The organism is Novosphingobium sp. (assembly GCF_027486195.1).
Classification (GTDB): domain Bacteria; phylum Pseudomonadota; class Alphaproteobacteria; order Sphingomonadales; family Sphingomonadaceae; genus Novosphingobium.
Genome location: NZ_JAIXPP010000019.1, coordinates 25157 through 47876 on the forward strand (window position 1 = coordinate 25157; position 22720 = coordinate 47876).

At 66.2% G+C, this 22720-nt stretch carries 17 protein-coding genes and 1 pseudogene; 10 read left to right on the plus strand and 8 right to left on the minus strand.

Annotated features, from left to right (window positions below; genetic code table 11):
- The first annotated feature begins 29 nt into the window (after nucleotides 1–29).
- The 3 genes from tatA to tatC are packed head-to-tail and all read left to right on the plus strand — an operon-like array spanning nucleotide 30 to nucleotide 1542.
- Nucleotides 30–275: a twin-arginine translocase TatA/TatE family subunit gene (gene tatA, locus Q0071_RS04115; RefSeq protein ID WP_298165611.1), complete on the plus strand. Its 246-nt coding sequence runs from the start codon at nucleotides 30–32 to the stop codon at nucleotides 273–275.
- 26 nt (nucleotides 276–301) lie between these two features.
- Nucleotides 302–760, plus strand: coding sequence for a Sec-independent protein translocase protein TatB (gene tatB, locus Q0071_RS04120; RefSeq protein WP_298165613.1), 459 nt, complete (start codon nucleotides 302–304; stop codon nucleotides 758–760).
- Nucleotides 760–1542, plus strand: coding sequence for a twin-arginine translocase subunit TatC (gene tatC, locus Q0071_RS04125; protein WP_298165644.1), 783 nt, complete (start codon nucleotides 760–762; stop codon nucleotides 1540–1542). Before tatB ends, tatC begins: the two co-directional genes overlap by 1 nt.
- A 4-nt stretch (nucleotides 1543–1546) precedes the next feature.
- Here tatC and Q0071_RS04130 read toward each other — a convergent pair whose 3' ends face one another.
- From Q0071_RS04130 to Q0071_RS04145, 4 genes are all read right to left on the minus strand, one after another.
- Nucleotides 1547–2470, minus strand: coding sequence for a glutathione S-transferase family protein (locus Q0071_RS04130; protein WP_298165616.1), 924 nt, complete (start codon nucleotides 2468–2470; stop codon nucleotides 1547–1549).
- A 77-nt stretch (nucleotides 2471–2547) separates the two neighbouring features.
- A complete protein-coding gene (locus tag Q0071_RS04135; RefSeq protein WP_298165618.1) occupies nucleotides 2548–3273 on the minus strand; it encodes a hypothetical protein in 726 nt (241 codons plus the stop codon).
- A gap of 65 nt (nucleotides 3274–3338) precedes the next feature.
- Nucleotides 3339–5045, minus strand: a complete 1707-nt coding sequence (locus tag Q0071_RS04140; RefSeq protein WP_298165620.1) for an amidohydrolase family protein — start codon at nucleotides 5043–5045, stop codon at nucleotides 3339–3341.
- On the minus strand, nucleotides 5045–5953 hold the full coding sequence (locus tag Q0071_RS04145; protein WP_298165622.1) for an NAD(P)-dependent oxidoreductase: 909 nt from the start codon (nucleotides 5951–5953) through the stop codon (nucleotides 5045–5047). The genes Q0071_RS04140 and Q0071_RS04145 overlap by 1 nt, the downstream gene beginning before the upstream one ends.
- Before the next feature lie 105 nt (nucleotides 5954–6058).
- Here Q0071_RS04145 and Q0071_RS04150 point away from each other — a divergent pair, with 105 nt between their 5' ends.
- The 5 genes from Q0071_RS04150 (at nucleotide 6059) to Q0071_RS04170 (ending at nucleotide 15220) form a co-directional block, all read left to right on the plus strand.
- Nucleotides 6059–6433, plus strand: a complete 375-nt coding sequence (locus tag Q0071_RS04150; protein WP_298165624.1) for a hypothetical protein — start codon at nucleotides 6059–6061, stop codon at nucleotides 6431–6433.
- 50 nt (nucleotides 6434–6483) lie between these two features.
- The gene (locus Q0071_RS04155; RefSeq protein ID WP_298165627.1) at nucleotides 6484–7719 is read left to right on the plus strand and encodes a threonine ammonia-lyase; all 1236 of its coding nucleotides are present in this window, start codon (nucleotides 6484–6486) and stop codon (nucleotides 7717–7719) included.
- A gap of 199 nt (nucleotides 7720–7918) precedes the next feature.
- A complete protein-coding gene (locus Q0071_RS04160) occupies nucleotides 7919–8770 on the plus strand; it encodes an arginyltransferase (protein ID WP_298165646.1) in 852 nt (283 codons plus the stop codon).
- 49 nt (nucleotides 8771–8819) lie between these two features.
- On the plus strand, nucleotides 8820–10961 hold the full coding sequence (locus tag Q0071_RS04165) for a BamA/TamA family outer membrane protein (protein ID WP_298165630.1): 2142 nt from the start codon (nucleotides 8820–8822) through the stop codon (nucleotides 10959–10961).
- Nucleotides 10961–15220 carry a translocation/assembly module TamB domain-containing protein gene (locus tag Q0071_RS04170; RefSeq protein ID WP_298165632.1) on the plus strand — a complete coding sequence of 1420 codons (4260 nt, stop codon included), beginning with the start codon at nucleotides 10961–10963 and terminating at the stop codon, nucleotides 15218–15220. The genes Q0071_RS04165 and Q0071_RS04170 overlap by 1 nt, the downstream gene beginning before the upstream one ends.
- A gap of 142 nt (nucleotides 15221–15362) precedes the next feature.
- On the opposite strand, the gene Q0071_RS04175 is transcribed toward Q0071_RS04170, so the two are convergent.
- On the minus strand, nucleotides 15363–16787 hold the full coding sequence (locus Q0071_RS04175) for an aldehyde dehydrogenase family protein (protein WP_298165633.1): 1425 nt from the start codon (nucleotides 16785–16787) through the stop codon (nucleotides 15363–15365).
- 368 nt (nucleotides 16788–17155) lie between these two features.
- Between Q0071_RS04175 and Q0071_RS04180 the strand changes: the two genes are divergently transcribed.
- Nucleotides 17156–19402, plus strand: a complete 2247-nt coding sequence (locus tag Q0071_RS04180) for an EAL domain-containing protein (RefSeq protein ID WP_298165635.1) — start codon at nucleotides 17156–17158, stop codon at nucleotides 19400–19402.
- Between the two features lie 9 nt (nucleotides 19403–19411).
- On the opposite strand, the gene Q0071_RS04185 is transcribed toward Q0071_RS04180, so the two are convergent.
- Nucleotides 19412–20386: a cupin domain-containing protein gene (locus tag Q0071_RS04185; RefSeq protein ID WP_298165637.1), complete on the minus strand. Its 975-nt coding sequence runs from the start codon at nucleotides 20384–20386 to the stop codon at nucleotides 19412–19414.
- A 51-nt stretch (nucleotides 20387–20437) separates the two neighbouring features.
- A complete protein-coding gene (locus Q0071_RS04190) occupies nucleotides 20438–20944 on the minus strand; it encodes a CHAP domain-containing protein (RefSeq protein WP_298165639.1) in 507 nt (168 codons plus the stop codon).
- A 990-nt stretch (nucleotides 20945–21934) separates the two neighbouring features.
- On the opposite strand from Q0071_RS04190, the gene Q0071_RS04195 reads away from it, so the two are divergent.
- A complete protein-coding gene (locus tag Q0071_RS04195) occupies nucleotides 21935–22297 on the plus strand; it encodes a hypothetical protein (protein ID WP_298165640.1) in 363 nt (120 codons plus the stop codon).
- A gap of 153 nt (nucleotides 22298–22450) precedes the next feature.
- Here Q0071_RS04195 and glnA read toward each other — a convergent pair.
- Nucleotides 22451–22720 (minus strand): annotated as a pseudogene (glnA, locus tag Q0071_RS04200) (glutamine synthetase); the annotation flags it as partial.

The window sequence follows — 22720 nt, forward strand, 5'->3', positions numbered from 1 at the left end:
TATCTGGAGGGACATAAAGGAGAATACCCATGGGCGCTCTGTCCCTTCCGCATCTGATCATTCTGGCGCTGGTTGTCCTCATCCTGTTCGGCCGTGGCCGCATTTCCGAGATGATGGGCGATTTCGGCAAGGGTATCAAAAGCTTCAAGCAGGGCATGAACGAGGGCGCGGACACGCCGCTTGTCCAGCCGCCCGCGCAGATCCAGCAGCAGCCGGTGGCCCCGGCCACGCCCACCGCCCAGCCAGAGCAGACCGGCTCCGGCCCCGCCGCCTGATCCGCTGACCTCTCAGGCCTGATACGATGTTCGGCATTGCGCCAGACGAGATGCTCCTCGTCGTGATCGTGGCGATCATCGTCATCGGTCCGAAAGACCTGCCGCTTGCATTGCGCACCGCCGGTCGCTGGATCGGCAAGATCCGCCGTGTTTCCGGCCACTTCCGCACCGGCCTCGAAACCATGATCCGCGAGGCGGAGATGGAGGAGATGGAGCGCAAGTGGAAGGAACAGAACGCGGCGATCATGGCGGCTCATCCCGCACCTGATCCAGCCGCAGGCCAGAGCGCCGAGGCAACCGCCGACCAGAACGATCCGCCGCCTCTCATGCAGGCGCTGCCCGCGCCAGCGCCAATCGATCCCGAAGTGGCCGCTGTCGCGCCTAGCGAGCCACTGGCCGAGGCACTGGCCGAGCCGCTGGCCGAATCGGTTGGCGAAATGCTCCCCATCGCCGAACGCCCCGCGCGACCACGGGGCAGCGCATGATGGTTAGCGATATCGACGAGACGCAGGCCCCGCTGCTCGATCACCTGTTGGAGCTGCGCACCCGACTGCTGCGCTGCGTCTATGCCATCGCGATTGCCTTCGTGGTGTGCTTCTATTTTGCCAACCAGATCCTCGCGATTCTGGTCCAGCCGCTGGTCCATGCCTTTCCGGCGGGGCAGGGCAAGCTCATCTACACCAAGCTCTATTCGGCGTTCTTCGTCGACTTGAAGGTGTCGCTCTTCGCAGCGTTAATGGTCAGCTTCCCGGTGATCTCCAACCAGCTTTGGGCCTTCATCGCGCCGGGGCTCTATGCGCGCGAGAAGAAGGCCTTCCTGCCCTTCCTGATCGCGACGCCGATCCTCTTCACGATGGGCGCAAGCCTTGCCTATTTCATCGTGATGCCCACTGCTTTCCGCTGGTTCATCGGCTTCCAGGGGGATCGCGGCGGCCTGCAACTCGAGGCGCTGCCGGGGATCGAGGAATATCTCAATCTCGTGATGCAGTTCATCTTCGCCTTCGGGATCAGCTTCCTTCTGCCCGTGCTGCTGATGCTGCTGAACCGCGCCGGGATCGTCACCCGCGCGCAGCTCGTGGCGGCGCGGCGCTACGTGATCGTCGGCATCACCGCGCTCGCTGCCGTGATCACCCCGCCCGATGTGCTCAGCCAGCTCATGCTCGCGATTCCGCTGATGATCCTCTTCGAAGGCACGCTCGTCGTGATGCGCTTTGCCGAGAACAAGGACGCTGCGGAAAAGGCCAAGGCCGAAATCGCCGGGGCCTGATCGGTCAGTATCGCGTCACACCGAATCCGTGCCGCGGAAAGTGAACGTGAACGATTCCGGTCAACGCGTGTTCGCGGCGGATCACGATGGCCTGGGTGTCGCACCGCAGCAGGGTGCCGTGGCTTGGCATCACACCGTAATCGACCGGGGCCACGTTGACTTCGGTGCCGGGCGGGAAGGCGGGGATGTCGCTGGCCTGCTCGACGGGCAGGGGATCGGCGGCGTGGGCGGTGGCGAGCGCATCGTCCGCCGTGATCGCCTCGCCAGGATGCTCGCCGAACTTGCGCATGCGGTCCATCCAGCCGCTGACGCGGGTGTGGGCTGCGAGCCAGTCGGCCATGCCGCCGCCAGCGTGGATGAACCACAGCATGTGGTAGACCGCGAAATCGGCAACGCTGACGCCTGCACCGAACAGGCAGGCACGGCCATCGCCGAGCTGGGCCTCCATTTCGGCAAGGAACCGGGCGTAGCGCGCCTTGGCCTCATCGACGGCGGGACGGCGAACCTGCGCGCCTTGCGCGAAGTTGGCGCGGTCCTCGGCGAAGGCCTGCGCGGTGGCGGGATCGGCGAAGAAATTGCCCATATTCTCGGGCAGGAAGCGCAGCGTAACGGCGGCCCAGAACAGCTCGGTATCCACCCAGCGCGCTAGAGTTTGCACGGCAAGCAACTGGCTGGCGGGAAAGAGGCTGGGGCCGCTGCCCTTGCTGTCGAGGTATTCGGCAATCAGCGCGGTATCGCAGTAGACGTCCGCGCCGACCTGCAGCACCGGAATGCGCCGGTATCCGCCAGTGAGCGCAATGGTCGCCGGGCGCGGCATGACCATCGATACCTGCAGCGAGCGCCAAGCCAGCCCCTTGGCGCCGAAGATGGCCCGCACCTTTTCCGAGAAGGGCGATTCCGGGTAGTGGTGCAGGATCAGGTCGGTCATTGCCTTGGTTCCTCGGCTGGCGAAGCTGGTGTTCTATCCAGCCAAGGGCGGGTCCGTCCACCATGACTCATGCGCGATCATCCGCCCTTCCGGCAATCGGTCAGGATGCGGCCGAAGTTGGTTCCGTTCACCGCGATGGACACGTCCTTGAAGCTGTACTGCGCGTATTCCTGGACGGTCCCGCTGCCAAACTGGCCGCTCCCGGATCCTCCGTGAACGAAGCGCAGGGCGATGGTTTGCGGACTTTTCGGCAGCCGGGAAAGCAGCTGTTGCAGATTGACATAAACGTCTTGGGAGTTGCTGGCGGGAAGGCGCAAGGTTTCCGCTCCATTCGCGGCTGACTGTTGCCACGAACCAGCAGATGTGGCGGGAAATTCCGTGGCTGGATCAAACGCGGGCTGCGGATCACGATACACCACGGGCTCAGCCTGATCGAGCTTGTAGATCATGGCGTCGAGCGATGGCCCGGTGCCGCTTGAGTTCGAGCCTACCGAACTCGCCGTCAGGGTCAGTTCGTTGTTCTCGGGATGGGAGACGTTGTGAACGCACTTTGCCACAAGGAACAGCGCGCCCGGCACGTCCTCCATCGGAAATCGTGCAGTAGCGGTCGAGGTCGTGATCCCGAGGAAACCGTCCTCGTTGCGAGTATAGTCAAACTGGTCCCCGCGTGGACCTGTCTCGATCGTGCAGGAAGCCAGTGCCGCCCCGGCCAGTGCAGCAAGGGCAAACGAAGGCAAAGGGATCGTTGCCACGCGCATCAAATTCGGGTCCATTGTCTGAAAGAACTGCGGGAAGCCCTGCAAGCAGCGGCCAGTTCCGGGACCTTATATCCGATTCATGCACTTGCAGGTTAACACCGTGCCCGCCCCTACTTCTTCACCGGCTCCGCACCCGCCGCGCCGCCATCGGGCTTTTCGGCGTCCCAGACCTTGCCGCCGCCGACCCAGGTTTCAAACACTCTGGTCTTGCGGATGGCTTCGGGCGTGGCGATCATCGGGTCGGTATCGACGAAGATGAAATCGGCGCGCAGCCCCGGGGCGAGGCGGCCGAAGCGCTTTTCGGCGAACCCGGCGTAGGCGGCCTGCGCGGTGTATCCGGCCAGTGCCGTCTCGCGGCCGACGCGTTCCTGCGGCTGCCAGCCTTGCGGCGGCTGGCCGTTTTCGTCCACGCGGCTGATCGCGGCGGCAAAGCCGGCCCAGGGATCGGGGAGCTCGACCGGGCTGTCCGAGCCGAAGGCCAGAACCGCACCGTTCGCCTTCGCCGAAGCCCAGGCGTAGGCACCCGCCAGCCGGTTCGGCCCGAGCCGGGCCTCCGCCATCAGGCGGTCCGATGTCTGGTGGACGGGCTGCATCGAGGCGATGAGGCCGACCGACTTTGCCACCCGCGCGGCAATCGGCCAGTCGGCAGGATCGATCACCTGCGCATGCTCGATGCGCCAGCGCCGGTCACCCTTGTAGGTCTGCGCAAGGTCTTCCATCGCACCGAGCAGCACCGCGTTCGCCTCGTCACCGATGGCGTGAACGGCGATCTGGTATTGGTCCATCGCCGCGCGGCTCATCAGATTGCCGAGCTGCGTCTGCGTGAGGCGGGGGAGGCCGCGCGTATCGGGCTTGTCCGCGTAGGGCGCCTTGAGCCAGGCCCCGCGCGATCCCAGCGCGCCGTCCATATAGAGCTTCACGCCGTTGAGCCGCAGCCGGTCTGCATAGAGCCAGGGCGAGGGGCCAGGGCCACCGATCTCGACCGTGTTCTCGATCCCCGAGCCATAGGCCATGATCCGCACGTAGAGCGTGTTGAGGTCCCCCGCGCGGCGGAAGGTCTGCCAGTCTTCCATGGTCGAGCCCATGTCGGCCACGGCGGTGAGGCCGCGCCGGTAGAACTCGCGCTGGGCGAGCGCGAAGGCAGCGTCGTAATCGCGCGCTGTTGGCGGCGGGACATGCGCGCCGACGAGATCGGAAGCGTTGTCGACCAGCACGCCCGCCGGGCTGCCATCGGCAAGGTGGATGATTTCGCCCCCACTGGGCGCCTTGCTTGCGGCGGTCACCCCGCCCGCCTTGAGTGCTGCGGTATTGGCCCAGCCGGCGTGCCCATCGGCGCGTTCAAGCCAGACGGGGCGGTCCGCGACCACGGCATCAAGTTCTGCAGCGGTCGGAAAGCGGCCAAGCTTCCAGCGCTCCTGATTCCAGCCGCGCCCGATCAGCCACGGCCTGTCGGGGTGCGCCTTGGCATAGGCGGCGATTTTCTCGAGCGCCTCGGCAAGGCTGTTCGTTTCCGAAAGGTCGAGCGTCAGCGCGGCAAAGCCCGTGCTCATCACGTGAACGTGCGCATCGATCAGGCCGGGCAGCATGATCCGCCCCTTGCCGTCGATGCGATACTGGAAACCCTTCTTCGGCGTCTTCTCGCCTTCGTGGATCAGCGCCTTCACCACGCCGGCATCGTCCATCAGCATGGCCTTGAACCGCTCGACATGGCCGTCCGCGCCGATGGTCTGGCCGGCCACGTTGTCGATCAGGGTGTCGGCGTGGGCGGGGGCGGCGAATGCCAAAGTTGCGAAAGCGGCGAGGCCAAAACGGACCATCAGTTGTTCCCCCGGCGCGGCAGGCGGCGGATCAGGGCGCTCGTGTCCTGCCGTCCGCCGCCCAGTGCCTGCACATCGGCGTAGAACTGGTCGATCAGCGCGGTGGTGGGCACGCTGGCCCCCACGCCGCGCGCTTCCTCGATGGCGAGGCCGAGGTCCTTGCGCATCCAGTCGACCGCGAAGCCGAAATCGAATTCGTCCTTCGCCATGGTGTGCCAGCGGTTGTCCATCTGCCACGATTGCGCAGCGCCGCCGGAGATCGCCTCGAAGACTTTGTCGAGATCGAGCCGCGCCGCCTGCGCGAAGCGGATAGCCTCGGCAAGGCCCGCGATGGCACCGGCGATGCACATCTGGTTGGCCATCTTGGCGGTCTGCCCCGCGCCGGGCTTGCCGACATGGACCACGCGCTTGGCATAGGCGGACAGCACTTCGCGCGCCGCATCGACCGCCTTTTCGCTGCCGCCGCACATGATCGAAAGCGTGCCCGCTTCGGCGCCCGATTGCCCGCCGGTGACGGGCGCATCGACGCAAAGAAGCTCCTTGTCGCGGCCCTCGACCGCAATCTGGCGGGCAATTCGTGCCGAAACGGTGGTATGATCGATGAACAGCGCGCCCCGCTTCAGCGTAGAGAACACGCCGGTGGGACTGAGCACAACGTCCGAGAGATCATCATCGTTGCCGACGCAGGTGATCGCCACGTCCGCACCCTCTGCCGCTTCCGCCGGGCTCGTGGCCACGCGCACGGCAAGCCCCGGATTCGCGGCCTGCCAGGCCTGTGCCCGCGCCGGTGTGCGGTTGTAGATGGTGAGGTGATGGCCGGCAGTGCCGAGATGGCGGGCCATGGCCCCGCCCATTACGCCAAGACCAAGGAAGGAAACGTTGAGCGGTAGGGAAGCTGCGTCTGTCATGCCCGGCGTTCTAGCCGCTTTGCCGCGCGCTGCCAGCCAGAATCGCGCCACCTCCGCGCAAACGGTGCTTGCCGCGCGACGGTGCCGCGGGCTAGCGCGCCGCCCATGTCTAGCACTTCTGGGTCTCGCACTTCTGGATTCGCCGCGTTTGCCGCGCCTGCCTTCTGGCTCTGCCTGACCGGCGCGGTGACGCTGGCCTTGCTTCCCCATGCGACCAATCTTCCCGAACTGAACGACAAGGCGCAGCACATGCTGGCCTTTGGCACGCTCGCGCTGCTCGGCGCGTTGGCGTTTCCGCGCTTTCCCAAGCTCCACCTGGCCGAGCGGCTGTCGTTCCTCGGCGCGCTGGTCGAGGTGCTCCAGGCGATCCCCTCGCTCCACCGCGATTGCGATATCCGCGATTGGATCGCCGATACGATCGCGATCGTGGCCGTGCTGGCCTTGCTCCACCTGTTCAATCTGCCTCGACGCAAGCGCTGATCGCGACGAAGGTTCCCTTCAGGGCAGGTTTCGATTAGGGGCCGTAGCCCATGAACACGACGACAACCGCCGCCCCGCTGCTGACCCTTGATGATGTGCGCGCTGCTGCCGCGCGGATCGCCGGACAGGTCGTGCGCACGCCCACGCTGCACAGCAAGACGTTGAGCGAGATTACCGGCGCGGAGATCTGGCTGAAGTTCGAGAACCTGCAGTTCACCGCCGCCTACAAGGAGCGCGGCGCGCTCAATGCGCTGCTCCAGCTGAGCGAGGAACAGCGCGCGAAGGGTGTGATCGCGGCTTCGGCAGGCAACCACGCGCAGGGGCTTTCGTATCACGGCACGCGGCTTGGCATGCCCGTCACCATCGTGATGCCGCGCACCACGCCCACGGTGAAGATCATGCAGACCGAAAGCGTCGGCGGCAACGTCGTGCTCGAGGGCGAGACGTTCGACGAGGCCTATGCCCACGCCCGCAAGCTCGAGGCCGAGCGCGGCATGACCTTCGTCCATCCCTTCGACGATCCCCATGTGGCCGCAGGGCAAGGCACCGTCGCGCTCGAAATGCTGGAGGATATTCCCGGGCTTGATACGCTGGTCGTACCGATCGGCGGGGGCGGCCTGCTTTCGGGCATGGGCACCGCCGCGCGCGGGATCAAGCCTTCGATCGGGCTGGTCGGTGTGCAGGCCACGCTGTTCCCCTCGATGTATGCCAAGCTCAAGGGCCTCGATCTGCCCTGCGGCGGCGATACGATCGCCGAAGGCATCGCGGTGAAGGAGCCTGGCACGTTTACGTCCGCCGTGCTCAAGAAGATCGTCGACGATATCGTGCTGGTGAGCGAGCCGGCGCTGGAAACCGCCGTCGCGGTGCTGCTGCAGATCGAGAAGACCGTGGTTGAAGGCGCGGGCGCAGCCGGGCTGGCCGCGGTGATGACGCATCGCAAGCGCTTTGCCGGGCGCAAGATCGGCCTCGTGCTGTGCGGCGGCAATATCGATACGCGCCTGCTCGCCAACGTGCTGCTGCGCGATCTTGCCCGCTCCGGGCGCCTTGCCCGGCTCAGGCTCACCCTGCAGGATCGGCCCGGCGCGCTGTTCAAGGTGGTGGAGGATTTCAACCGCCACCAGGTCAACATTCTCGAGGTCTGGCACAACCGCATCTTCACCTCGCTGCCGGCCAAGGGCCTTACCGCGGAGATCGAATGCGAGGCGCGCGACCGCGAGCAGATCGATCTGCTGGTCGCGAGCCTGCGCGCCAAGGGCTATGATGTGACGCAAGTGGAACTCGGTTAAGCCTCTTTCGTCACACTCCCGGCCGTTCGCATCCCGTTTCGGTACGGTCACCGGCCTGTCTGGGGCACGGCTGCGAAATCCCTGCCGATTAACTACCTTTGATGGTTAATCGCTCTTTCACCAATCGCCCGGGTAAGGCATGTTGCCTCTGTCAGCGCTGCAGGATGGTCCGGCGGCGCGAGAGGATACCGCCCAGGCCGTGACTGCGCCCGTCCGCTTTCCCCGCTTCTTCGTGACGAGCCCGATGCCGTGCCCCTATCTGCCGGGGAAGACGGAGCGAAAGGTGTTCACGGAGCTCAAGGGCCCCAATGCCGACGAGCTCAACGATGCGCTGGGCCGCATCGGCTTTCGCCGCAGCCAGACGGTGGCCTATCGCCCCAGCTGCATCGATTGCTCGGCCTGCATTTCGGTGCGCGTGGCGGCGGGTGAGTTCGTGCCTTCGGCCACCCAGCGCAAGAACCTCAAGCGCAACAGCGATCTCGTCGTCTCCGCGTGCAAGCCGTGGTCCACGCCGGAACAATTCGAGCTGCTCCAGCGTTATCTGGCCGCGCGCCATCCCGGTGGCGGCATGGCCTCGATGGACGAGATGGACTTCGCCGACATGGTCGAGCACACCCCGGTCCAGAGCTTCGTGATCGAGTATCGCGAGCCTGGTGTCGACGGGAAGCCCGGCAAACTCGTCGGCGCATGCCTGACCGACCGTCAGGGCGATGGGCTGTCGATGATCTACAGCTTCTACGAACCCGATCATGCCGAGCGCCGGGGGCTTGGCAATTTCATCATTCTGGACCACATCCTTCATGCCGCCCGAATTGGTCTTCCCTATGTCTATCTCGGATATTGGGTCGAAGGATCGGCGCGGATGCAGTATAAGGTCCGCTATCGGCCGCTCGAACGGCTGGGCCGCGAAGGATGGGAACGCTTTGACCCCGATGAGCAGGCCCGCGCGATCGACCGCGCTGCGACCGCAGGGGGTGCGGATCGGCGAATCGCGGACGATACCGGCAAGGACGGTCTTGCCGCCGCACAGGCACAGTACCGCCAGATCTGAAGCCTGGCGGGCCTTCCTGCCGGCCCTTCTGCTCGCCATTCTGCCGCAATTGGCGCACGCCCAATCGCGAGATGCGGATCAGGCGCTTGAGGATCTGATCCCCGATTCCGCGCTGGACGATCCCAAAACCTGGGCGAACCAGACCGATGCTGCCAAAGTCCCCGTGCCCGATCCGAGCACGCTGCTTTCGCCCGATGCAATCGCGCCGCTGACCGGCATTCCCGCGATTACGCTGGCCTGGCCCGATGCGGCGGAGCTGCCGCCGATCGAGTTGCTCACGCCCGATGCGGATATCGGCGAGGCCGCCGAACAGGCCAAGGCCGCCGGCGAGGCGCTGGCGACTGACGCCGATCCGGGTAGCGGGCGCGGGATCGGCCAGATTCCGGGCGCAAGCCTGTTCCCGGTTACGCCGCAACTGGCGCTCGCCTTTCCGCCGGACGTCGAGACCTTGCCCGAGCGCGAGGCCGTGACCACGCGCTTCGGCACGCTCGCCACGTTGCGCAAGTTCGGCAACGAGGAAGACAACCTCGCGCAGCTGACCCGGCGCGCGCGGCAGGACACCGATCTGCTGCAACAGGTCCTGAGGGTCTATGGCTACTACGACGCCGAGGTGTTCCAGAGCACGACCGGTTATGCGGCGCCGGCCGAAGGCAGCGGGCCGGGGCCGGCAATCGATCTCAAGAAAGTCGGCGTGCGCTTCGATGTGCGCCCGGGGCCGCGTTATACTCTCTCGCGCATCGACCTGGGCGATATTGCCGCCGCGCACGATGCCGCTGCGCTGACGCGCGCCTTCGCACTCGCGCCGGGCGATCCGGTCAATACCGACCGCATCGTTGTCGAGCGCGATCACCTGATCACCGCGCTCGGCGAAGGCGGCCATGCCTTTGCCAAGGTGGGCGAACCCGATCTCACGATCGACCATGCGGTGCGCACTGGCGATCTGATCCTGCCCGTCACCAGCGGCGGGCAATATGTGATGGGTGAGATCCACAGCTCGCTGCCCGATTACCTTTCCGCCCGCCACCTCGCGCGGATTGCCCGCTTCCGGCCGGGTGATCCCTTCCGCAAGTCGCGTGTCGATGATCTCAGGCAGGCGATCCTGGCAACCGGCCTCGTCTCGGCAGTCACGGTCACGCCGAGGGAAGTCACCCCGGCGGCCAATCCGCAGCCGGGCGTCGCCGATGTCGACGTTACTCTGTCCAAGGCGCCGCAGCGCACGATTGCCGGGCTCATCGGTTATTCGAGCGGCGAGGGCCTGCGGGTCGAGGCGAGCTGGGAGAACCGCAACATGTTCCCGCCCGAAGGCCTCGTGCGCTTCCGCGGCGTGGTCGGTACGCGTGAGCAGCTGGCGGGCGCGACCTATCGCCGCAACAACTTCTTCGGGCGTGATCAGGTGCTTACCGCCGATCTCTATGCCCAGACCCGGCGGACGGACGCGTATCAGGCGCGCACCCTCTCGTTCTCGACGACGTTCGAGAAGCAGACGACGCTGATCTTCCAGAAGGCCTGGGTGTGGTCCGCCGGGTTTGAACTGCTCGCCACGAGCGAACTGCCCGCCGCCGCCGGTTCCACCCGCACCACCTATTTCATCGGCGCGCTGCCCTTGCGCGGCGCCTATGACGGCAGCAACGACCTGCTCGATCCGCGGCGCGGCGTGCGCGTTTCGGTGCGGCTGAGCCCTGAAATCTCGGTGCAGAACGGCATGAAGTCCAGCTACTTGCGCGCGCAACTCGATGCGAGCGCCTACCAGCCTGTCAGCAGCCGCGTGGTGCTGGCAGAGCGCGTGCGGCTGGGCACGATTCCGGGCACCGATGTCAATTCCATCGCGCCTTCGCGGCGGTTCTATGCCGGCGGCGGCGCATCGGTGCGCGGCTTTGCCTATCAGGCAGTCGGCCCGCGCGATGCTCTCGGCAATCCGAGCGGCGGGCGCAGCCTGTCCGAATTCTCGCTGGAAGCGCGCGTGAAGACCGGGCTGATGGGCGGCGCGGTCAGCGTGGTGCCGTTCGTCGATGCGGGCACGGTGGGCACCACAGCCTCGCCCACGGTCAACGGCCTCAAGGTCGGCGTGGGCCTTGGCCTGCGCTACCAGACCAGCTTCGGCCCGATCCGCATCGATCTGGGCACGCCGGTCAATCCCTCGAAGGGCGATAGCCGCATCGGCGTTTACGTCAGCCTCGGGCAGGCGTTCTGATGGCGAGTGCCGCGCCGCCCGAGCCGCCTGCCGCTCCGCTGCCGCGCAAGGGGCCGGTTCGGCGCGTGCTCGGCTGGGGCCGCGGGCTGCTCCTTGCCGCGCTGCTGTTCGTGCTGGCGATCGGCGGCTCGATGGTCGTGCTCGATTCCTCGCTCGGTCACCGCTTCGTGGCGGACCGCATTGCCGCCATCGTGCCGGGTTCGGGCCTGCGCATCCGGATCGGGCGGATCGATGGCACGCTGCTGGGTGCGATGAGCCTGCACGAAGTGGTGCTGAGCGATCCCGACGGGCGCTTCATGGTCGTGCCCGAAGCGACACTCGATTGGCGTCCGCTCGCCTGGTTCGGGCTTGATCCGCGTTCGGGGCTGTTCAAGGGCCTCGATATCCGCTCGCTGATCCTCAAGCGCGCCACGCTGCTGCGCGCGCCCCGCCTCAGGCCCGGCGATCTGAACGAGCCGATACTGCCCGATTTCGATATCCGCATCGGCAAGCTGGCGGCGGAAAACCTCGCCATTGATCGCGGCTTGACGGGAGAGCGGCGGCGGATCGACTTTGCCGCGGTCACCGATATCCGCCGCGGACGGGCGCTGGTCAGCCTTGGCGGACGGCTGGGCGGACGCGACCGGCTGCGCCTGCGGCTCGATAGCGAGCCGGATCGCAACAGGTTCGCGCTCGATTTCATCTACAACGCGCCGAAGGACGGCCTGCTTGCCGCACTGACCGGGCTGAAGCGCGACATTTCCGCGCGCGCGGGCGGCAAGGGCACGTTTCAGGAGTGGCACGGCTGGAGCGCGGCGACCGAGGGCGGGCGCAAGCTGGCGGCATTCCAGCTCGAGAACCGCAGCGGGCGCTACAAGCTGGCCGGGCAGGTCTTCCCTGGCGATCTGCTGGGTGATGCCGCCCGGCGCGCGAGCGGCGGCAAGCTTTCCATCGTGGCCGACGGAACTGCTGGCGGCGGGGTGCTGCGCGGGCGGCTTTTCGCCGGGGGCGCTGCGCTCAGGGCCACGGCGGAGGGCGGGCTCGATCTCGTGAACAACCGCGCCGAAGCGGTCAAGGTCCGCGCCGTTCTCGCGCGGCCGGAGCTGCTGCTGGCCGGCACCGGCACCGAACTGCAGGGCGCGCGGCTCGATGCGACGGTCGATGGCCGCTTCGCTGCGCTTGCGATCATCCACGACCTGCGCGCCGCGCGCCTGCGCAGCGGAACGGTGCTCGCCGAGGGGTTGCGAACGGCGGGCACGGCCTATTGGGACGGCAAGCGCCTGCGCCTGCCGCTCGCGCTCACGGCGCAGCGGCTGAAGACCGGACAGGCCATGGTCGATCCGCGCTTGCCGGGTGCGCGTCTTTCCGGCGACCTTGTGCTGACTGGAAGCAAGCTCACGTCGGACCGGCTCGATCTCACGCTGAAGGGCGCGTCTGCCAGGCTGGTCCTCGATGGCGATCTGGCGCGCAGCCGTTTTGCCCTCTCCGGCCCGGTAACCGCGCGGGGGATCGCGCTGCCCGATCTGGGCATGGCCGATGGCGAGGCGCGCATTGCGCTCACCGTGGGGGGCGGTCAACCGTGGCTGCTCAGCGCCGATGGTGCCGGGCGCATGGCGCGGATCGACAATGCCACGCTGGCCAACCTGACGGGCGGCAATGTCCGCGCGCGGGCTTCACTCACCCTAGGTGGCAGCCAGCCGCTGATCGTGCGGCGGGGCGAGCTGACTTCGGCGAAGCTCACCATGGCGCTGCGCAGCTGGACACAGGCGAACGGCGTGACGACGCTGGCCGGGCAGGGCCGCCACCTCGAATACGGGCCGTTCACTTTCGATGCGGCGCTGGCAAAGGATGGCCCGCGCGCCACGCTCGTGCTCGCCGATCCGCTCCCGGCCGCCAGTCTCAAGGACGTGCAACTTGCGCTGAGCCCCGAAGGTGATGGCTTCCGCATTGAAACCAAGGGGGATTCGCGGCTGGGGGCCTTCAGCGGTCTCGTCCTGCTCACGGCGCCGAAGGACGCGCCGGTGCACCTCGGGATCGAGCACTTCACCGTCTACCAAACCCGGATCACCGGCAGCGTCGATATCGGCAAGCAGGGGGCGACGGGCAGTCTGGCGCTCGCGGGGGGCGGGGTGACCGGCACCATCGACCTCGCACCGGACGGGGCGGGCCAAGCGCTCAAGGCCGCGATCACGGCGCGCGGTGCCCGCTTTGGCGGTGAAAACCCGATCGCGGTCGGCAATGCCGAGATCACCGCCGACGGACGCATCGAAGGCGGTGACACCACCTTGCAGGCCTCGCTCAAGGCTGAGGGGATCAGCGCGGGCAAGCTCTTCATCGGCCGGCTTGCAGCGGACGCCGCGCTCGTCAACGGATCGGGCAGCGTCACCGCGTCGCTCGCCGGGCGGCGCGGCACGAGCTTTGCGCTGCAGGGCACCGCCGCCTTTTCGCCCGACAAGATCGTCGCCTTCGTCGCAGGGGACTATGCCGGGCGCGCGATCTCGATGCCGCGCCGCGCGGTGCTCGAGCGCGAGCCGGATGAAGCGGGTGGTGGCGCAGCGGCCGGCTGGCGGCTTCAGCCCACGCAGATCGATTTCGGGCGGGGCAGCGTGATTGCCAGCGGCCATGTGCTGGGCGAGGCGACCCAGCTCAAGCTCATGCTCTCGCGCATGCCGCTTTCGGTGCTTGATATCGTGCTGCCGGATCTCGGGCTAGGCGGGCTCGCCTCAGGCGTGATCGACTATGAGAACGACCACCTCGGCGCGCCCTCGGGCCATGCTGCGGTGGAGCTCAAGGGCCTCACCCGCTCGGGCCTTGTCCTGACCTCAAGGCCGCTCGACCTGGCGCTGGTGGCGGAGCTCAATCCCGCCGCGCTGCAGGTCCGCGCGGTGGCGCGCGAAGGCGCGGCGATGCGCGGGCGGGTGCAGGCGCTGGTGACCGACCTGCCGCGCGGCGGCACCATGCTCGAGCGGCTGCGGGGCGGCAGCCTCAAGGCAGAGCTGCGCTATAGCGGCCCCGCCGAGGCGCTGTGGCGGCTCGCCGCGATCGAAGTGATCGACCTCACCGGCCCGCTCGGCGCTGCGGCAAGCGTCACGGGTTCGATCGACCACCCGGTGATCACCGGTGCAGTTGCGACGCGTGCGCTGCGCGTCCAGTCGAACCTCACCGGCTCTGACGTGCGCGATGTCGAAGCGCTCGGCAGCTTTGCCGATGCCCGGCTCAGCCTGGCCCACTTCAGCGGCACAACGCCCGGTGGCTCGGGGGGTGGTGGCACGGTCAGCGGTAGCGGTACGGTCGATCTCTCCAATCTGGCGACGCGGGGCGTCGGGCTCGATCTCAGGCTGGCGGCCACGAACGCGCTGCTGATTAACCGCGACGACATGGCCGCGACCGTGACCGGGCCGCTGCGCCTTATTTCCGACGGCATCGGCGGGACGATCGCCGGACGCGTGCATATCGATCGCGCGCGCTGGACGCTGGGCCGCGCCAATGTGACCGAAGCGTTGCCCGCGATCACCACGCACGAAATCAACCAGCGTGCCGACGTCGCCCCGCCGCGCGTGCCCTACACACCGTGGAAGTACCTGATCGACGCCGCCGGCGCGGACCGCATCGATGTGCGCGGGCTCGGCCTCGAAAGCGAATGGGGCGCCGATGTGCGCTTGCGCGGGGATACCGCCAATCCGCAGATCTTCGGCAGTGCCGATCTGGTGCGCGGTGGCTATGAGTTCGCCGGGCGGCGCTTCGATCTCACGCGCGGGCGCATCCGCTTCGTCGGCGAAGTACCGGTCGATCCCCGGCTCGATATCGTTGCCGAAGGCGATGCCAACGGGGTGAGCGCCAAGATCGCCATCAGCGGTTCGGCGCTCAAGCCGCAGATCGCATTCAGTTCGGTCCCCGCGCTGCCCGAGGAAGAGCTGCTTAGCCGCATGCTGTTCGGCAGTTCGATCACCCAGATTTCCGCGCCAGAGGCGGTTCAGCTCGCCTCCGCGCTCGCCAGCTTCCGCAGCGGCGGCGGGCTCGATCCGATCAACAAGGTGCGCAATGCCATCGGACTCGATCGGCTGCGCATCATCAGCGCCGATGCCTCGGTCGGGCGCAGCACGTCGATTGCGGTGGGCAAGTACATCGGCCGCCGCATCTTCGTCGAGCTGATCACCGACGGGCGCGGCTACAGCGCGACTTCGGTGGAGTTTCGCATCACGCGGTGGCTGGTGCTGCTCGGCACGATCTCCACGATCGGCGACGAAAGCCTCAACCTCAAGGCATCCAAGGATTATTGAGGCGGAAGTAGCCCTCTCCCCTTCAGGGGAGAGGGTTGGGAGAGGGGCAAGCGCTTGCAAGGCCCCTCTCAACTTCGGCTAGGCAGCACGCTGCCAAGCCTGCGTATCTCTCCCCTGAAGGGGAGAGAGCTCCACAAGTCGCTTACGCCCCGGCGATGGTCTTCAGTTCCATGAAGTCCTTCAGGCCGTAGACGCCGCCCTCGCGGCCGTTGCCCGACTGCTTGTAGCCGCCGAAGGCACCGCCCTTGACGCCGCCCCACTGGTTGACCGCGACGAGGCCCGCGCGCAGGCGGCCGACAATGCCCTTGGCGGTCTCGACATCGCCAGTCACGACTGCCGAAAGCCCGTAGGCGGTGCGGTTCGCCAGCTCGATGCCATCCTCGATGCCGTCATAGGTGGTGATCGTGGCAACCGGGCCGAAGGTTTCCTCGCGGAAGATCGTCATGTCTGGCGTCACGTCAGAGAACACCGTCGGGCGGATGAAGTAGCCGCGGTTGACGTTGTCGGGCAGGCCCGGGCCGCCTTCGAGCAGCGAGGCGCCCTCGGCGATCGAGGTGTCGATCAGCGACTGGATCTTGGTCCACTGCGCCTTGTTCACCACCGGCCCGATGTGCGCGCCGTCCTCGGCCGGATTGCCGACCTTCACCGCCGCGAAGTAGTTCTTCACGAAAGTCTCGGCCTCTTCCTTGCGCGACTTGGGAACGAGCAGGCGGGTGGGGGCGATGCAGCTCTGCCCGGTGTTGGCGACCACGCCCTGCAGCGTGCCAGGCAGCGTCGCGGCAAAGTCCGCGTCCTCGAGAATGAGGTTGGGTGACTTGCCGCCCAGTTCCTGATGCACGCGCTTCACGGTGTCAGCCGCGTTCTTGGCGATCTGGATGCCGGCGCGGGTCGATCCGGTGAAGCTCACCATATCGACATCGGGGTGCACGGTTAGCGCCACGCCGACGCCGAGGCCATCGCCCTGCACGAGGTTGAACACACCTGCCGGCACACCGGCCGCATGCATCACCTCGGCAATGATCACCGCGTTCGAGGGGCATTCTTCCGAAGGCTTGAGCACGATCGTGTTGCCCGCAGCGATGCACGGCGCGATCTTGGCGCAGATCTGGTTGAGCGGCCAGTTCCACGGCGTGATCGCGGCGACGACGCCGATGGGTTCATGCACGAAGCGGGCGTTGGCACCGGGAACGGGCGATTCCCATTCAAAGCCTTCAAGCGCCTCGAGCGTGCCGAGGATGTAGCCGATGCCAGCGCCCACCTGTGCGGTGCCGGCAAAGCCGATCGGCGCGCCCATTTCTTCGCTGATAACCTTGGCGAAATCGGGAATGCGCTTCTTGTATTCGTCGAGAATGCGCACAAGCAGGGCCTTGCGCTCTTCCACCGGGGTGGCGGCAAAGGCGGGGAAAGCGGCCTTGGCGGCGGCGACGGCCTTGTCGACATCGGCCTGGCTGCCCAGCGTGATGACCGCGCAGGCCTCTTCGGTCGCGGGATTGATCACCTCATGGCGCTTGCCGCCTTCGCTATCTACCCAGGCGCCGTTGATGTAGTGCTGCAGATGCTCGCGCATCAGTTTTCTCCCAAGATTGTCGGATTGCCAAACGGTTGAGCCGTGTGCCCGACGATGACAAGTCCGGTACGTGATTGCAACGTATTTGGCGACGGATCGGACCATCCGCAAGGATTGGCCGGAATGGCCATGCCTACCCCCCGATACCAACCCATCATGTGCAGGATCGGGTGCCACGGGCCTGCTGATGGCTATCACAACACATCAACCTTGACCGGTCACGCTTTAGATAGTCGCGAAAGCCGCAAGATTCGAAACATTTGGCTCCACACGCGTAGCCCGCGCTAACCGTTTCTTTCCATCCTGTCGGTAAGTCTGGCTCGATGGGTCTTGACCACCTCAGCTGCGGTTCTGCCGCGCGATCGTCTGTGCGCAATCTGCGCACCGGCTGGATCGCGCTTGCGACGTTCCTTGCGCTGATCGCGCTGTCTGCGCTGCTGGTCGCGGTTTTCACCCGATCGACCCGTATCGCCGACGAACTCGCGCGCGAGGACGAGCGGGTGCTCGTCACCCGCTATCTCGATCAGCTGGGCAGCCAGATCGTTGCGGCGCAAAAGGTGCAGCTGACCTGGGATGATGCCATGCGCAATGCCGTGCTGGCGGACAACGAGGCTTGGGCGAACCACTTCCTCGGCGATTTCGTCTGGAACAACCTCGAGACCGACGCGATGTTCCTGGTCCAGCCCGATGGGTCGCTGGTGCACGGCTGGGCGCAGGGGCGGCCGACCGGGGATGCCGGCTATCAGGAAGTGCGCTGGCATGTCGAGGACCTGATCGACCGGGCCAAGCACAACGTGCCCCTGGGCGGGCGCATCGCGGGCATGAAGAAGCTGGCCGATATCGATTGGCCGGTGGCCGCATCGGGCCAGCCGCTCAACCGCTGGGCGGCGACGCCGGTGCTGCGGCATGGTCGGCCGGCGTTCCTCTCGGTCGTCGCGATCGTGCCCGACAACGACTATACCCTGCTCCGCCGCGAGCCCAATTACGTGGCGACGCTGCGCTACCTCGATGGCTCGATCCTTACCAAGATGGGCAGCGACCTCGTGCTGCGCGATCTCAGCTTCGTGCCGGATGAAGCGCGGATCGGCACAGCCAATGCCGTGCCGCTGAGCACTGCTTTCGGCGATCACATCGGCTGGATCACCTGGACAGCCAAGGTGCCGGGGCCCAAGATCGTCCAGCGCACCGCACCGGTGCTTGCCGCGTTCATCCTGTTCTTCCTCGGCGTGGTCGCGGGCGGCGCGGTGATCGTGCGTCGCATGCGCCTGACGGCGAACGAGCTCAAGGCCAGCGAGGCGCAGGCCCAGCACAATGCGCTGCACGATGCGATGACCGGCCTGCCCAACCGCGTCTACTACATGCAGCGCCTGCGCACCCTGCTCACCGAATTCTTTGAAGGCGAGGCGCAGGGGAACCTGTTTGTCGCCTATATCGACATCGATGGCTTCAAGCTGGTCAACGATACCATGGGCCATCACGTGGGCGATGAACTGGTCCGTATGGTCGCCCACCGTCTGCGCGAGGCGCTGCCGCGCGAGGCCTTCATCGCGCGCTTCGGCGGCGATGAATTCGTGTTGCTCCACGCCAGCGGGGATGGCGCGCGCGCTGCAGACCAGCTGGGCAACAAGATCATGCAACTGATGCGCAGGCCCTTCCTGATTTCGGGCAATACGCTCGAAGTTTCGGTCAGCTGCGGGATCAGCTGGGGGCCGGAACAGAGCGAGGACCCCGGCGAACTGCTGCGCCGCGCCGATATCGCGCTCTACCGCGCCAAGCAGCGCGGGCGCGGGCGCTATCGCCGCTTCACGCCGGATATGGACGCAAGCGTCAAACTGCGGCGCGAAATGGAAATGGAGCTGCGCCTCGCGATCACCCGCGGCGAGCTCTCGGTCGCCTACCAGCCAGTGGTCGAAACCGGCTCGGGCATTATAGGCGGATTCGAGGCGTTGCTGCGCTGGAACCACCCCGAGCGCGGGGAGATCCGTCCGGACCTCTTCGTGCCGATCGCCGAGCAGGGCGGCCTGATGATCCCGCTTGGCACATGGGTGCTGCGCCATGTCTTCACCGAGTGCCGCGACTGGCCGGACTGCGACATTTCGGTCAACCTCTCGCCGCTCCAGATCATGGCGGGAGATTTCCTGCCGATGCTCGCGGGTCTGCTCGAAGAGACCGGCATGAACCCGCAGCGGCTGGTGTTCGAAGTGACCGAAGGCGTCATGCTCGATCGCAGCGCGCACGTGATCGGCGTGCTGCGCGAGCTCAACCGTATGGGTATCCGCGTTGCGCTCGACGATTTCGGGATCGGCTATTCCTCGCTGTCGTACTTGCGCTCGTTCCAGTTCGACCGGATCAAGATCGACCGCTCGTTCGTCTCGAACATCGAGCGCGACCGCGATGCCCACTCGATCCTCTGCGCGATCACCACGCTGGGCAAGACACTGCGGATGAAGGTCGTGGCCGAGGGTGTCGAGACCGAAGTGCAGCGTCTGCTGGTGCAGGCCGCCGGCTGCGAGTTGGTGCAGGGCTATCTGTTCTGGGCCGCGCTCCCCGCCGAAGAAGCGCGCGGTCTGCTCGCGGATCGGGAAATCGAAGCGGCGCTGCGCCGGGCCTCCTGATCGCGCCGTTCAGGGCTTCTCGTTCGCGGGATCGGGCAGGATCGTCATGTCGGACGCCTGCCAGGCGGGCGCGACGCTGACAGTGAATTCGAGCCGAGTATCGGCATCGATGCGGTGCGGCACGCCCGGCGGCAGCAGCACGACCGACCCTTGCGCAACGTCCTGCACCTTGCTGCCGATGGTGACGCGGCCCTTGCCGGCGGCGACCACCATCGCTTCGCTGCCTTCACGCGTCACCGTCAGCGGGATCGCAGCGCCCTTCTGCAGCACGAAGCGGGCGACGCTGATCGCTTCGGAACGCTGCGGCGCGGTGCGGCCAACCAGTTCCTCGACTGCTACCGGGGGCACCAGCGCAGGCTTGGGCGCGGTGCTGTCCGCCGGGCGGCGGGCAGATTCGTCGCGGGTGAGCCCTGCGATCTCGGCGGCGAACTTCGGGTAGAGCGCCGTCAGTTCGTCGCGGTAGCCCGGTTCGTAGTCGGCATATTCGAAACCGGGCGAGAGCGTGTTGGCGCCGAAGCTGTACGCCGTCTGCGGATCGCCGATGGGCCGCGCGCCCATCCACGTGCCGCGCGGCACCATGATCTGCGGCTCCTCGCCCTTCAGCACATTGCTGCCCCAGATCCGCGTCTCGCCGTGCCCATCGGGATAGAGCAGCAGGATCTGCGCCGGGCTGCCGCCGTAGAAATGCCAGAGCTCATCGGTGGCGAGCCGGTGCATCGCGGAGAAATCGCTGCGCGTGAACACCGCGTAGATGGCCGTATAAGCCCAGCGCTTGCCCTTGTAGCGCTCGGCCAGCGCGCCTTCGATCACGTCGTCGCTCTTGAAGGTCTGCAGGAACCACGGCCCTTCATGGGGGATGTTCTGCATGTGATAGTGATCGATGATCGCGCGCGCAGCCGGTGGCATCGGATCGGCTGCCACAGGCTCGGCAGCTGCATGGGAGCACCACAGCAGCGCGGATACGGCAAGAAGCGGTCTGTTCATGGGTAAAGCTGTTGGCAAATCAGAAAGGGCTTGCCTACCCGCAAAACGGTATCAGCCGGCGCTGGAAGCGGTCTCGGCGCTCGCCGTCAGGGTCCCGGACGTCGATGCGTGCGGATAGATGAAGCCCTTGGCCGCGCTCGGGCGCAGGCCCAGCGAGCGGGTCGGCGCATACCACACGCGCACTTCGCTCCAGTCACCCGCAGCTGAAACGTCCACCGCCATCACGCCGCGCTCGACCATGCCGGGGCGCGACCAGTTGGCATGATCGATCAGGATGTGGCGATCATCGACGACCTTGCGGACGACCGCGACGTGGCCATAGGGCATCGAACGGGTGCCGGCGAAGGCGAGGACAGCACCAGCCTTGGGCGCTTGGCCGCGACCGTAGCGGCCTTCCGCGTTGCCCCACCAATCGCGCGCATTGCCGCTGAGCTGCACGTCCGAAATCTGGCGCGCGTAAGTCACGCACTGGAGCCGGGCCTGCGCTGCCGAGGGCAGGGCGAACATTGAAAGGAGTGCGAGAAGGGCTGCGACCACGTTCTTGAGCATGTGCAGCATCTCTAAGGATCCGGGCCGATTCGAGGAGTCCGGGGCGGCTCCGTTCATCCTGCCGCAATCACCGTTCATCCCGAGTCCATGTGGGTCTGTGGAAAAAGATCACAGCAAGGCACAAAACTCCCGTCCGTTCCTGTCGAACGGAAATCAAGTTGCCGCTTCCCGGCGCAGGTGCGGGAAAGTTAAATCAGCCTTGATACAAGACGGCGCAGGCCTACCTTTCTCCCGTCGCCACTCAAGAACACATCATCACACTTGACAAAACGAACCATATAGGTTATACGCCCCACCCAGATCGGGAGCAAGCTAGGCCGGCCTTGCCCTCGCTCCTTTGGCCGTAACACGCCAACGCGACCGGTGCGGGCTGCGGGTTCAAGGTGGGGCGGTCTCCCCCAAGTCCTTGGCCAGGCAAACTACCGCGCCAGCACAGGATCATGGCACCCGCCGCGCTTTTGCCCGGCGCGAGCAAAGACCGGTACGCCAGCGAGCCGCTACCCCGGTCCCGGGCCATGATCGACCAATAGGCTGCGCCGGACCGCTTCTGCCCGCCCGGCCACTCGCACCCTGCGCAGAACACGACGCCCTCCCCGCAGCGCCAGTGCAGGCGCCGCACCGGTCGCGCGATCACCCCTCCTGCCCGAACCCTGCGCCGGCGCACCGCCAAATCCAACAGGCTGGCACCCCGAACCCCAACCCCAACTCCCACCTCGTCATTCCCGCGTAGGCGGGAATCCACAGCCACAAACGCAGCGCCAGTCGCTCTGGATTCCCGCCTGCACGGCAATGACGAAGGTAAGAAATAACCACCAAGCCCCGTCACCCCGTGCTTGACACGGGGTCTGGCTGTTCTTCTGGCGTCGCGCCCGAAAAGAAAGCCAAGGCCCGGATCAAGTCCGGGCCGACGATACTGTCCGGGGTCGGCTCGCCTCGGCCCGTTGAGCAGGTTCGAGCGACTGTTTGCGCCCAGGTGCGGACACTCTCTCGACGGGTATCATGACGGTCATGTTCGAATGGTTGCGCAAGAAACTCCTGAACCATCCCCCCCTGAGCAAGTGGAGCGTGCGCTTTCGGGATGGTGTAATCGTGACGAGCGACGGTGGAGGCGGTGAGCGCATGCTGCCCCTTTGTGAGCTTCGCCGGGTTGTAGTAGCTACCGATGATAGCGGCCCTTGGGGAGCAGACGTCGTATTCCTGCTTTACTCAACCGAGGCCGATCCTGTCGGAATATTTCCGCTCGAAGCCGATGGACGAGATAACTTCGTAAAGTGGATGGGAACCCAACCCGGCTTCAAAGATCGCGAACTCGCGAAAGCGATGGGTTCGACGCGGGTCGCACGGTTCGACGTTTGGTCATAGAGCCGAACAGCAGCTAACCAGCAAAAACAGCCATAAACCGCCGGGACGCAAGGGCAATGGCTCTTGCCCGCCGGAGGCACCCTTCCTCCTGAAACCCGAAACGAAAAAGGCGCCCAGTTTCCCGGACGCCCCTTTCTGACCAAGCGCTGAAAATCAGGCGCTGTAGTACATGTCGAACTCGACGGCCGAGGGCGTGGTTTCCCAGCGCATCACTTCGGGCCACTTGAGTTCGATATAGGCTTCGATCTGGTCCTTGGTGAACACGCCGCCCTGGAGGAGGAAGTCGTGATCGGCGACCAGCGCGTCGAGCGCTTCGCGGAGCGAACCGCAGACGGTCGGCACTTCGGCGAGTTCGGCCGGCGGCAGATCGTAGAGGTTCTTGTCCATGGCTTCGCCCGGGTGGATCTTGTTCTTGATCCCGTC